At 71.5% G+C, this 11,655-nt stretch carries 14 protein-coding genes; 2 read left to right on the top strand and 12 right to left on the bottom strand.

The genetic code is table 11. From position 1 onward, the window contains the following. Nucleotides 1-135: 135 nt before the first annotated feature. On the bottom strand, nt 136-315 hold the full coding sequence (locus D9V36_RS00145) for a hypothetical protein (protein ID WP_129291851.1): 180 nt from the start codon (nt 313-315) through the stop codon (nt 136-138). Between the two features lie 445 nt (nt 316-760). Here D9V36_RS00145 and D9V36_RS40515 point away from each other — a divergent pair, with 445 nt between their 5' ends. Continuing rightward, the gene (locus D9V36_RS40515) at nt 761-916 is read left to right on the top strand and encodes a hypothetical protein (protein ID WP_164992791.1); all 156 of its coding nucleotides are present in this window, start codon (nt 761-763) and stop codon (nt 914-916) included. 641 nt (nt 917-1,557) lie between these two features. Beyond that, a complete protein-coding gene (locus D9V36_RS00140; protein WP_164992790.1) occupies nt 1,558-2,247 on the top strand; it encodes a CPBP family glutamic-type intramembrane protease in 690 nt (229 codons plus the stop codon). A gap of 166 nt (nt 2,248-2,413) precedes the next feature. On the opposite strand, the gene D9V36_RS00135 is transcribed toward D9V36_RS00140, so the two are convergent. The 11 genes from D9V36_RS00135 to D9V36_RS00090 all read right to left on the bottom strand — a co-directional run bounded on the left by D9V36_RS00135 (nt 2,414) and on the right by D9V36_RS00090 (nt 11,378). Next, a complete protein-coding gene (locus D9V36_RS00135; protein WP_129291849.1) occupies nt 2,414-2,785 on the bottom strand; it encodes a hypothetical protein in 372 nt (123 codons plus the stop codon). Between the two features lie 330 nt (nt 2,786-3,115). Then, nucleotides 3,116-3,289, bottom strand: a complete 174-nt coding sequence (locus tag D9V36_RS40510; protein WP_164992789.1) for a hypothetical protein — start codon at nt 3,287-3,289, stop codon at nt 3,116-3,118. Between the two features lie 406 nt (nt 3,290-3,695). Next, nucleotides 3,696-4,277: a hypothetical protein gene (locus tag D9V36_RS00125; protein WP_129291848.1), complete on the bottom strand. Its 582-nt coding sequence runs from the start codon at nt 4,275-4,277 to the stop codon at nt 3,696-3,698. A 196-nt stretch (nt 4,278-4,473) separates the two neighbouring features. Next, on the bottom strand, nt 4,474-4,620 hold the full coding sequence (locus tag D9V36_RS40505) for a hypothetical protein (RefSeq protein ID WP_164992788.1): 147 nt from the start codon (nt 4,618-4,620) through the stop codon (nt 4,474-4,476). 137 nt (nt 4,621-4,757) lie between these two features. After that, nucleotides 4,758-5,387 (bottom strand): hypothetical protein, encoded by a 630-nt coding sequence (locus tag D9V36_RS00120; protein ID WP_129291847.1) that lies wholly within the window; start codon nt 5,385-5,387, stop codon nt 4,758-4,760. Nucleotides 5,388-5,552: 165 nt separating this feature from the next. Then, nucleotides 5,553-5,879 carry a hypothetical protein gene (locus D9V36_RS00115; RefSeq protein ID WP_129291846.1) on the bottom strand — a complete coding sequence of 109 codons (327 nt, stop codon included), beginning with the start codon at nt 5,877-5,879 and terminating at the stop codon, nt 5,553-5,555. Nucleotides 5,880-6,218: 339 nt separating this feature from the next. Further along, the gene (locus D9V36_RS00110) at nt 6,219-6,752 is read right to left on the bottom strand and encodes a hypothetical protein (RefSeq protein ID WP_129291845.1); all 534 of its coding nucleotides are present in this window, start codon (nt 6,750-6,752) and stop codon (nt 6,219-6,221) included. Between the two features lie 947 nt (nt 6,753-7,699). Next, nucleotides 7,700-8,212: a hypothetical protein gene (locus tag D9V36_RS00105; RefSeq protein ID WP_129291844.1), complete on the bottom strand. Its 513-nt coding sequence runs from the start codon at nt 8,210-8,212 to the stop codon at nt 7,700-7,702. A 78-nt stretch (nt 8,213-8,290) separates the two neighbouring features. Further along, nucleotides 8,291-9,346 carry a methyltransferase domain-containing protein gene (locus D9V36_RS00100; RefSeq protein ID WP_241720615.1) on the bottom strand — a complete coding sequence of 352 codons (1,056 nt, stop codon included), beginning with the start codon at nt 9,344-9,346 and terminating at the stop codon, nt 8,291-8,293. Nucleotides 9,347-9,942: 596 nt separating this feature from the next. Next, nucleotides 9,943-10,491, bottom strand: coding sequence for a DUF6233 domain-containing protein (locus tag D9V36_RS00095; protein ID WP_129291842.1), 549 nt, complete (start codon nt 10,489-10,491; stop codon nt 9,943-9,945). A gap of 407 nt (nt 10,492-10,898) precedes the next feature. After that, complete coding sequence (locus tag D9V36_RS00090) at nt 10,899-11,378, bottom strand: hypothetical protein (RefSeq protein ID WP_129291841.1); 480 nt, start codon at nt 11,376-11,378, stop codon at nt 10,899-10,901. Nucleotides 11,379-11,655 lie beyond the last annotated feature (277 nt).

The following is an 11,655-nucleotide window of genomic DNA, read 5'->3' as shown; positions in this document are numbered from 1 at the left end:
ACCCCCGCGCCTCTGCGGCGAATACACCCGAACGAGTGAAGGGTCGGCAGGCAGACTACGCGAGCGCGGGCGGACCACGGCGAAGGTACCGGGGGCATTGCGGGCTGAGTTGTCACGGCGCCACCGGCAACTCACTCACCTTCGGCTGTGCCGCCGCAGGCCCCGGTGGGTCGTGAGGTTGTGGGCCTGGCCGTCCCATTGCCCGGCCTGCGGGTCACCGCCGGCGCTGAAGGCTGCGGTGCGCACGATGTCGGGGCGGCCCTCGCTGTCCCAGCGCAGCCACGTCGACGGATGCCGTCCTGGTGCAGCCGCCACCGGGTGACCGTACTTGAGGCGCTGCGGCTCGCGACCACGGCCCAGGGCCGCGGTGTCAGTGCCTTCCGGCAGGATGGCCCTGTGAACGAGATTGCGAACAGACTTCCTTATGAACCCGTTTGGGAGGCAGGCGATGTTGTACTCGACGCCGCCGCGGATATCTACCAGCGGGCCGATGAGCAGTCTGTGGCGGAGGGCTGGCCCTGGCATCTGGGCGTCGACTCAGCGTACGACCTTCGGCACAACGTCCCGGCGGCTCCTGAAGGGGGACATGCAGAGGACGCCCCGGTTCGTCCGTTGACGCTCTTGGTGCGCAGGGGCAAGGCGGTGCAGACCATCTCGATGACGAGCGAGCCGGCATCGAGTCCGGAATCCCAAGCTCGGCTTGGAAGGTGCCGCAGCGGGGATGGGCGGAGTCAGCTCGGCTCCGGGGAGGGGGCAGAGCATGGATGAGGGGCACCGGCGGTTCGTGCTCGGTGTGATCGGGCCGGTTCTCGTCGGCCCGCTGGTCGTCGCGGCCGTCCTGCTGGCTGGCCGCGGGCTCAGTTCAGTGCGCTTCGCGGTGGGGACCGTGGCCCTTCTGTGCATGGCCTCGGCTTGAGCGCCCCGGCCAACCGACTGCCTCTAGGCCGCCCGTGAAGCGGCTGCCGCCGGTCTCGGCCCGCTGATCGCGGACCCCGGCTGCGTAGGTGCCGCAGTCCGCCGACGGGCGCCTGGTGCTGGGGTGGACATCAGTCCTCGGCTCCGCCCGGACGAGCCTGGGCTGTCGGCGCCGTCGCGCAGCTGGCCGCCTTCATCACCCACGCCACCCACGCCGAAGAGTGCGCCGCTGCAAGCACGGGAGGGAACCCCAAGTGGCCCAGGGCTTCGCCTGGCTGCGCCCCCCAGACGACCTGACCATCGACCAAGAAGAACTGCTGGCTGAGATCGGGCTGATCGGCGGCCGAGCGGGGTGAGCTCCACGCGGGTCCCCTCCACATGTATGGCCAGCAGCCCCAGCTCGACGTACTCGGACAACAGCAGCAGGCCAGCCGCATGAGGGCCATGAGCGCCCCGCGCTGAGTGGGACCTGCTATCCCTACGGCAAGCTGTGTGGTCACACGTCTTGGGGGGCAGTTGGATACTCACCGCACGGAATGCATGATCGACGGCCGTATGGACTGCCCGCCCTCAACCTCCCAACGAGTTGCCCGTCGAGCTGGCCGCGCGCTGGCGTGTCTCTTCATGTGGTGCGCCACTCTCATGGCCACGCAGGCGTTGCGCGACGCGTTCGTCTTCGTGCCCGGATTCGTGCCGTGGAACGGTGAAAGTCCCAGCAGGTTCTTCACGCTCGTGGGAGCGGGGGCAGTGCTCGGCGCTATGGCCGTGGCGGTCTGCGTGGGGAACACCTCGGTGCGCGCGGCCGCAGGCCGGTTCGCCGACGGCCTGGGGCTATGGCCGGCGTCGATGCGTCAGGCGTTGCGGTGGGCGGCGGTAGGGCTCGCCGCCGCGGCGGCCCTATGGGCGATGGCGGATCTCGTTTCCTACCTTCCGGGTCTGACTTCCGTCCCCGCTGCCGAGGACCCGCGGGATGTCGCCGTTGCACAGACCTCTACCCTGATCCGGTTCGGCTACGGACTGATTGCCCCCGCTCCGCTGGAGGAGCTCCTCTTCCGCGGACCGCTGCTGGCGCTGTGGTTGGCCCTCCTCGCGGCACAGCGCCGGGGCAGCTGGATGGCTCGCAGGTGGGTGCGGTGGTGGCTGACGGGAGCCGCCACCACCGCTTCGGCGATCCTTTTCGCCGCCGGACACACTCTGGGCGGGAGCGTCAACGTCGCTCATGCGGCCGCCTGCGCCGTGACCACCACCGCGGTCACCCTGTGGCAGCGATCCCTCGCCCCAGCCGTGGCCGCACACGGGCTCTACGACGCTTGCGCCTTCGCTTGGCAGTGACGCGCTACGGCGCCGTAGAGCGGCCAGGAGAGGCGGTCTGTGGCGCCGCGACGGTGGCCGGAGCCGTAGCTCAATACAGCTGTGGCGTTCGACTCCGACGGACGGGCGCTGGAGTACGGCAGTCACGCGTCCATGGCCGAGCAGTACTCATTCGAGATGAGCCTGGTCATCCGCTAGCAGGCCGGGCCGTGCGGCGGTGCAGGTGGAGCGTCAGGGCGAGCAGGCTGAGCGGGGTGGCCACGGACAGGGCGCCGACGGCCTGGTGCTCCCGGGTGGCGACGGTTGCGGCGCATCCGGACGTGCCGAGTTCGTCGAGCTCAGCGTCGGGTCCGTACTGCTGCTTCGTGAAAGCCTGCCGGTCGAACAGTGCAGGCCTGCCGCACGACATCGGCTCGCCGAAATTGCCGTTGTTGTCGAAGGACGACGGGAAGAGCATCAGGCCGAGCGCCAGGAGAAGGCCGCCGATCGCCGGGACCGCGACGATCCAGGACCCGACGAGCAGGTCACGGTTGGCCTGGGGCGCATCGGTGTCGGTCACACTGGGAGACGATACGCCCCGGCCCCAACTCCGGTAACCTCGACCCCATTTCGGAGCCGCGTCTGGAGTGCCACACCACCCGGCCCGCGTCGATGGATAACGCCAGCCTCTCATCTACGAGTGCACCTGGCGCGACGCCGCTTGGCTCCCCAGCGCCCTGCTGCGCTGGCTCGGCTTCTTGCACACGGTCGCCGTTCCCCAAATCGATACCGGCAACGAGGCGCGGCTGGGGGAGTTGCGGGTCCTGCGGCTGGGTCACTTCCCCGACGCCAGCCTGCGCCGGGCGGAATTGGTGGAGGCGCTGACCGATCCCGACAATGGCCTGCCTCTTCAGCTGCGGGGTACCGCGAGCTGGTGCCCGGTGGGAGTCTCGGCCTGGTGCTGCTCAAGGCTGCGGACGGCACCGCCCTCCAGCTGCGCTATGACCGTGTGGACCAGCCGGTCAAGAACCGCGCCGAGATGTTCGGGGCCATCCGCCACCGCATCAGCCCGGTTGCTGCGCACGGGCAGGCGCGCTTTACGAGCAGATCCTCGTCGAGCGCCCGCCGCTGGCCCAGGGCCAGGACGACGGGCCTGCAGCGCCCGAGAAGGCGTGGGCCGGCCGCCCTTGCCGTGGTACCGGCCGGTCTCGGGCTGTGCCGCCGCCCGCTGCTTGCCGGGACGCGCCGGCTCGTACCGCTGCTCCGATCGCGTGCCGTCCCGTCCCGCCGGCTGCCGCGGTGCAGACAGCCGGCCCCGCGGAACCCGCGGCCGGAGAAGCTGACCGGCGCGCGCCGACCAGTTGAGCACGGCGCCGTCGGGCGCCGCACGTCTGCGCCCGGGACGGGCGGGCTGTCTCCGGCGGCCTCTGCCCGCGCCTCCACCTGTTCGCCGGTGGGCGAGGAGCGGACACGGGGACGGCGGCCGGGGGCTACGTCGCCGCGTCCCGCTGCGCCCGCTTGTCCCGGAGCCACTTGTGCTGGCTGACCCCCGCCGGGCGCTCGCTCTCCCACCGGACTTCGTCCGCGGCCTGCTCGGCCTGGGCGCCCGCGTGCTCGGTGGCCAGGCGGGCGTACGCGAGGGCCTTGGCGGCGGTCGCGAGGACGGCGGCGGCGAACCGAGGGTCGTGCTGGTCGGTGACCGCCACGGCGCACGCGGTCGGGAACGCCATCTCCGCCCGGGAGTTGGTCATCTCCCACTCGATGTGCCCGATGCCGTCGGCCGCGACGGTCTGGGGGACGAGGAGGGTGGCGTGGGCGCGGACCTCCCGGTACAGGGCGGTGCTGTCCAGGTCGTCGCGGTCGAGGTGGTCCTCGTGGCCGACGGCCACGTGTACCTCGTAGCCTGCCCAGGCGAAGCGGGCGGTGCGCTGCGGGGTGAGCCGCACGTCGGCGAGCGGGGCACCGATCGTGTGCGGGTCGACCTGCCGCAGGCCGGGGCATGCCGTGGCGAGCGCGGCAAGGGTCTGGTCGAGGGGGCCGGGGGAGCTGGGCGGGTCGGTCTGTTCGGGCACGGCGGGGCCTTCCTGAGCTGCGAGGGGATGGGTATGCGTCCAGGCCGCACACGGTGCCGGTGCGGTTCGCCTGGTGACGCCATCCCCACGCACGCGGGGCAGAAGGCCGGGGCTGCCCGGCTGCCACCAGGATGACAGATGCGCTCCGCGAAGGAGGCTTTTCCACGCGCCGCCGCCAGCGCCTTTCCCGGGCCGGTCAAGGGCGGCTGCGGTCGGAGAACTCCGTGGTGGTCCGGGCCAGTTGCGGGTCCACCGCGTAGACGGGGGTCAGGCCGGGGCGCGGGGGAAGGCGCTCGTTGATCCAGGTCCCCTTCACCCGGGTCCGGCGCCGCGTGAACGTCACGTTCTCGATGGCGTCCGGCCCGTAGACGGGCCCGGAGGGGCGGCCGTGCCGGTGAGGACAACCTGCGGGCTGGGTGCCTGCTGAGAGACAGCAACCCCTTGGGGGACGGCCGTCTCTCAGCAGGGGTTGCCCACGGTTTACATGGCGTCGCGCGCGGCGTTCACCGCGTCGGCGAGGGCGGCGCGGCGCTTGTCGTCGTCCTTGATGATCCGGCCGATCTGGACGTCGGTGACGCCCAGGGCCCGGGCGGCGCGGGTGTTTCCGCCCCACTCGGTGCCCGCCTGGTCGCGCACCAGCTCGGCGTAGGTCCGCTGCCACAGGGCATCTTGGCGGGCGACCAGACGGCGGCGGTGCTTGATGTGCGCGGCGGCGCGGTCCGGTTCGGCTGGCAGGGTCAGCCGGAGGATGGCGGCGTACTCGTCGAGGGCTTCCTGGTCCCGGTCGAGGGCCGAGGTGTCGCCGTCGTACTGCTCGGGGGCGTCCTGGCGGTCCTGGATACGGTCGATTTCGCCACCGAGCTGCTCGGCGGCAGCTTTGGGGGTGAGGTGCTCGACCGTCCAGCCCTCCTCGTTGAGAGGAGTGTTGTCCCAGGCCCACCAGATGGTGCGGCTGTCGGGGTCGAGGACGAGGCGGTGAGGGTGCTCGTCGAGCAGCGCGGTCAGCTCGGGCAAGGGGTAGGCGTTCGGGCCGATGTGCCGCGCGAGGTGGACCTCGACGGCTTCCCAGTCCGGGTGGGTGGTGGTGCCGAGCGGTTCGGTGGTGGTCACGGTGATCCCCTTCGTCGTGCGTCGCACCACGAAAGTAACGTACCCCCGTCGGAAAAATCAACGGGGGTACGTCGAAATCTTTCCGCTCGTGACGCGATGGAGTCAGGGGCGTGACGTAGAGGCGTCATACGTGCTGGTAGAGGGCGATTTTGTGACGGCTGTACGTCACGCTTCTCGCCTCGCGCGCCGGGCCGCACGGCGGCGCCAGGATCTGGATCTGCAACGGCCGCTGCAGTAGATGGCGTCCTGGCGCCGGCCGCCTCCGGCGAAGGTGATCCGGCCGCACTCGGGGCAGGTCAGCAACCGGATGATGCCGGTGTCGCCGTTCCACTCCGCGTCGGCCAGCATCATGGCGACCCTCATGATCCGGTCGGACCGCTGCCTGTCCCGGTACGCCTGGGCCCGGCACGCGTCGTCGCAGTACCGGCGCCGGGAGGGCGCCTTCAGCGGAAGCCGAGCGCCGCAGGAGGCACAGAAGCGGATACGGGCCACGCCTCCAGGATCGCCCCGCCGCCTTCCTCCCGCCCGGCCCGACGGGCGGCCAGCGGGGAGGGCCTACTCGTCGTCGGGGGCGTCCGCGTCGCGCAGCGGCCGCAGGCCGCCGGGCAGCTCGATCCTGCCCGGGGGCCAGCGACTTGGTCACCTCGGCGTTGCGCAGCAGCCGCTCCCAGATCCGGGAGAACTCCTCCTGGCAGCGCTGCTCTTCCTCGCGCGTGAGCCGGTCGGCATCGGCCAGGGCGGCGCCGTGCATGAGGCGGGCGTACGCCTCACTCGCCGGATTGCCGGGAGTCATGGTGATGAACGTCGTGGGCACCGCGCGCGGTCCTCTCTTCAGCGGCCCAGCCACTGCCGCTCGACGGTTGGCCGGCCTGCCTGCCACCGGTGCCACAGCAGGGGGCCGACACCCGGCCAGGCGGGGAGGCCGGGGGCGGGCAGCGGCGGGCGGCCGGCCCGCAGGGCATCGTCGGCCAGCAGCCGGGCGAAGCCGGCCCGGTACTCCTCGCTGCCCCGGTGGCCGCCCTCGACGTCGGCGAGGACCTGCCGCAGGGGGTGGGTGCGGACCTCGATCCGGCCGCGGTGGGTAGTGCGGGCAGAGTGCGTGAGGATCTCGACCCAGGACCAGGCGTCCAGCCCGCGCGCGAGCGCGACACGGTCGATGTGGTCGGCCAGAGGCCCGCCGCCGTCGGTCCACGACGCGTACAGGCGCAACGAGCCGTCGGGCTGAGGAACGTCGATGCGTACCAGGGTCTCGGGACCCGCGGCGGCGAGCGCACCGTCGGCCACGGCCCGTTCGACCGGGCCGCGGTCCCCGGTGGGCGCGAGCCCGGGTTGCGCGTTCGCGGGCAGGGCCGTGAGGACCGGCACGGGTAACTCCAGCAGGCGGGCGGACAGGGCCGCATGCTCAACGACGAACCGGCCGACCAGTCACGCTCCGGCCAGCCCCGGGGACGACGCAGCCGGCCGCCCCGTCCCCGTAGGCAGACCACGACGGGGCCGCACGGCCGCTCGTGCGCCCTTCCCCGGCCCCCGCCCGGCCGGAGCGTCATGCGAAGCCGCGTCGCTCGGCGCGGCGTCCAGGGAAAGGGGCCCGGGGGAGCGACGAAGCCTGCCGGCAGCGGGGCCCGGATGCCGGGCGACTCCCCGCCCACCACGCGCACACCACTGTAGACCTCGTGAACTGGGCCTGAGTGATCACCGGGGAGACGTACGGCGGCATCCCCGATGACATCCATCCGACACATGGCACAGGTGCGCTCGACCGCCGCCCGCAGCCGGCTCCGGCTCCATCATGCTCCTCCGGATCGTTCATTCGGGCGCCCAGGGTGGCGGTGCACGCACAGACCGCCACCCCGGCCCATCGGCCATCCCGGAGGAGGTTCCATCACCCTGCCACTTCGGCAAGGGGATTGGTGTCCCCGCAGCCGCTTCCTCCCGGCTGGCGGCACCGCAGGTTTGGAGGTGTCCCGCAGGACGGACCGGCTGCTGCTTCACGGCTGCGTGGGCTTTGCACCGCGCCGTCGCTGTCCGCGGCGAGCTCCCCGGGGCGTGGATCAGCGCAGCGGTCTGGGGCCGGGTCCTCCGTGCCGGTCTGGGGACCGGAGTTACATGGAGCCCAGAGCCCGGCGGCGAAGGCCACTGCGGTCCGGGAGGCGAGAGGACTGGCCGAAGCCGTCGACCAGCTTCGTGACCTCAGCCTCATTCGCCCCAGACACGCACCTCGCCGAGAAAGCAGACCGGCCCGCAGGAGGGTGAGCGGGCCACCGCGTGGCGCTCCAGAAAGAGCGAAGGCGGAAAATACATGCGTTGGGTGGTTACCGCCCGGGGCGCAGCCGCCTGTCGTGTGTGACGTGCTGATGCACCGCGCTGGCTAGTGCCTTCATGGCGTCCGTGGCGCAGGCCAAGTCGGCGTCGTCCAGGGCAGCGAGCGCGGTGGCCGCGGCCTTGCGTACCTGGGTGGGTACTCCATCGAAGGAAGCGATCTTGTAGGCGCTGGTGCGGCGGGCCGTGCGCTCTTCGGGGATGACTCCGTCGGGGCCGGAAAGGGGGAAGACCGCGGCTTCGTAGTTGGCGATGGCAACGTGGACGTATTGCGCGATGCCCTCGGCGTAGCCGCGCTCCATGGCTTCCTCGCGTGCATCGTCGTAGGCGGCCGTAGCCCGCCGTCGCACGATCACGGAGCCGAGGGCAGCGGCGAAGCTGGCGGGCAAACCAGCGGCGAGTGCCCCCTCCCACCCATCGAGGAGAGCCCCCAGGAGCCCTGCGATCAGGAAGACGATGCCGCTGGTGACCACTACGAGGGCGCGGGGGAACGTCAGGGCAGCCATGCCATGCAGTGTGCCAGGTACTGGGAACCGGGCATCGGCTGCCTCGGGGCCGGTGCGGGCGCCGCCGCACCGTCGTCGTTACGCAGCCCGGAGCGATCGGCTGTCGCTGGTCGACCAGCGAGGTCCGCTTTCGGGGTCAAAGGCCCAGATGTACTGCTCGTCCCGGGTACGTGTCATGCCAAAGTCATACAGCGACGGCGTGCCGACGGTTGTCCATCCATGCCAGGCCGCTTCCAACTCGGCGGCCAGACGACGCGGCCCGCCCTGCCGAGCAACGGCCGAGCCGCCGTCCTCGCCGGAGACGATCAGTGCCCAGGACGTGCAGCCGTCGTGCAGCCAGGTGGTGACCGTCCCCTCGTCGGCCCTCGTGCGGACGCGGATGTCGGGGGCGATGACGCGCAGCGCGAAGAGCAGGCTGGAGTCCTGGTGCAGCTTCTGCAACTCCCAAGTGAACGGCTCCTCGACGGCCGGCGGACGGCTGCCGCGGACCTGGTCCCATTCCAGCCCCTGGTCGGTGCCGCGGACCGGCATGAAAGTGGCCAGCCCCTGGACCCAACCGGTTGCCGATTGCCCGTCCGGTGCGACCGTCAGGGCCACATGCCCCAGCCGACCCCAGGGCGTGACGATCCGGCCGCCCGGGACGGTCTGCTCCACCCACGCCCAGGGAACCTCCTCAACGGCGAACGTGGAGATGACCCGCTGAAACTGCCCCCGATGGGGAGCGCCTGCCGCGCCGTCGCCGGTGACGACCTCCACGCCGCCTCCGGTCGCCTCGAGGTTGGCGGCGGCCGCGGCCGCCAGCTGAGGGTCGCACTCCACACTGGTGACCAGGCCCGGCCCGGCCCGCTCTGCCAGGAGCCGGGCGTTGCGGCCGGTCGCGGCCCCCAGCTCCAGCGTGGACTGGCCCACATTCAGCATCAGCGAGTCCAGCATGTCGGCCACGACTTCCTCGCAGCTCAGGCTGGAGGTGGGAAGACCGCCGACCACCTGCGTGATGGTGGAGTCAGCGGGCTCCGCGTAGACAAGATCCGCCCATGCCTTGAGATCGGCAGCCCGGTCGACGCAGACGTATGCCTCCCCGTCCCAGGTCCACAGCCGGTCCGGAGCGAAGAGGTGGCGCGCGTAGGTCTCCATGGCCGGGCGAACCCACGGGGAGTCCGCCGGCCACAGGCCACGCTCATCCATAGTGCGCGCCAAGCGCGCCTGGAGCTCGGGCAGTGCCATCGCAGTCGCTGCCTACTTCCGACGCGTCCCCGACGGTCGCGGAGGCTTCTCCACCCGCCCATCGCTGTTGCCGGGAGGCGGCTTGCCCTCGCTCAGCGGCTTGTCTGGCCTGCTGTGTTCGCCCACGAGCATTCCTCTCGTCGCGGTGATACGCCCGGGCCATCGTGGTGCAGGTGCTGGCCGGCGTACCAGGGCTCCACGCGCTGTGGCCGAATCCCGTCGCGAGGTGACCTGCAATGATCCACGGTCACATGTTCGTCCTCACCAGACCGAGGACGAGGGCATGGGTGTCGGACCGGAAGGGGAGCTCGGCGAAAGCGTTCGGGGAACGGTCACTGGTGCCTGTCGCTGAGGTCGCTGTCACCACGAGGTGCAGCAGGTGTCCCGGCTCGTTCGACCTTGGAAGCGGCCGGACCAGCTTGGCGCGCCGGGCCGCAGCCGCCCTCGGAGCCACTCCGCCTCGACAAGTGAACGACCTGGCTGCAACCGCCCGTTCACTCCAGACTTCAGGAGCCGCCGAGGTGGTCGAAGCCATGCAACATCGGGGTCAGCTCCTGCGCGCAGCCGCACAGCGTGCACAAACGCGCCGCCGGGCTCGCCGCGACGTTCAGGGCACTGTCCAGGTCGAGCAGCGGCGCGCCCTGCGGGGCCTCCTCACAGTCCGGCGCATGCAGGACACCGCCAGCCCGGCCGCGGCTGCCGCCCACCTTCCGCAAAACCCAGCCAGCGGGCCGCCGCTCCCCGAGCACCTCGCGGACCACGGACGGCGGCGGCTCCAGGCGCTCGGTGTCGACCAGCTCGTAGTCAACGCCTTCGACCGGCCGCACGTGCTCCGGAGCCCGCACCCACACCCGGTACTCTGCCGCCTCCACACCTCCGTCCGCGCCCTGCCGGTACGACGGCAGGCCCACGAGATAGAACCAGCCCGCGTCCGTCTGCCGCCGTTTCCACAGCCGCGCGACGACCTCCTGCTGCGGATGCTCCAGGACCGGATCGGCGGGCAGCACCACCCGGACCGGGACCGGCCTTGCAGTATCGTCGGAGGGCGTCGTCACACTCCCACAGTAGGTGGCACCCCAGACCGGCAGGACGGTCGCCTCACACCCGGACCACACCACACACACCGCGGCGCCAGTGAGCGCTCTCGAGGCATCGGTGTGCTCCGTGCAGCCAGCGCGCCGTGTTCACCGCCCTCCAGCCCGAGAGCGCACGGGCGTCATAGCTCTCACTCCAAGATCGGCGCCGGTTGCGCCAAGCCCCGCACCGAGCACCGTGCGGCCAACTCCCCGACGAGCACGCGGGGTCGCTGCCCTGTTCGACGAGAGAGACCGCGGACGCTGCCCCTCCCGCCACCCTGCCTTGACGCAGGCCACCCCACACAGCAGGCCGCGCTGGCTCAACGAGGGGTGGCGGCCCCGCACAACGTGCGAGGGAGCGCGGGACCGCCGGCCGCGCTGTCCTGTCACAAGCGGCTGTGCGCCGACCGTATGTCGGGGTACGCCGCAGCGCACGGCACCGGTTCCGAGGAGCCGCCGGTCGAGTGACGACAGAGTGCTGGAGACGGCGCTGGGCAAGTTTGGCGAGCCGTTCCGCAGCCTCGGTGGCGCGGGCCGGCTACTCCTGGGGGCCGCGGGCGGTGCGGGCGAAATCGAGTGCGAGGAGGTAGCGGTTGCCGTCGCGTGTCTGGACGGTCGGCGAAGGCTTCCTCCACCTGCAGCCGGTCGACGACGAGGACACTGGAGGCCGACTCGATGAACTCCTCGAACTCGTAGGTAAACCGGCTGGCCTCGTCCAGGAGCTGGGCGGCCACCAGGGCCGGAAAGGACTGTTCGTCGACCATCCGCTCGCGCAGATTGTCGGACTTCCAGTACAGGCCGCGCACGGCCGTCAGGCTTCCCACCGGTGTGCTGGCGGCGGTGATGCGCACCTCCCAGGTCTGCACCCCCTGAATGGCAGGGTCCAGCAGTGGTGGGTGTGGTGGAAGTCGAGCACCAGCTGGGCAAGGTCCGCCCCCGCTGCCGCCGGACCCGGATGAGTATTCAATGTGCTCCCTCGGCGCCGGTCCCCGGGCCGCGGCCCCGCCTCAGCCTAGTGGCCGCACGTCGGCAGCCCTCCCACAGCGTGGGCTCTCCTGCCCCGGGAAAGACCGGCGGAGATCCCTTCTGCGGGCCGGGCTGCGGCGTGCGGCGGCTAAGACACAGCACACCGGCCGCCTGCGG

This window comes from Streptomyces lydicus, assembly GCF_004125265.1.
GTDB lineage: Bacteria > Actinomycetota > Actinomycetes > Streptomycetales > Streptomycetaceae > Streptomyces > Streptomyces lydicus_C.
Note: the sequence above shows the minus strand (reverse complement) of the source record. Positions and strands in the feature narration are given on the sequence as shown.

Excerpts from the sequence above, each read along its gene's own strand:
- D9V36_RS00100 (WP_241720615.1), bottom strand. The coding sequence starts at position 9,346 with ATGGAGACCTACGCGCGCCACCTCTTCGCTCCGGACCGGCTGTGGACC.
- D9V36_RS00105 (WP_129291844.1), bottom strand. The coding sequence starts at position 8,212 with ATGGCTGCCCTGACGTTCCCCCGCGCCCTCGTAGTGGTCACCAGCGGC.
- D9V36_RS00140 (WP_164992790.1), top strand. The coding sequence starts at position 1,558 with ATGGCCACGCAGGCGTTGCGCGACGCGTTCGTCTTCGTGCCCGGATTC.
- D9V36_RS40515 (WP_164992791.1), top strand. The coding sequence starts at position 761 with ATGGATGAGGGGCACCGGCGGTTCGTGCTCGGTGTGATCGGGCCGGTT.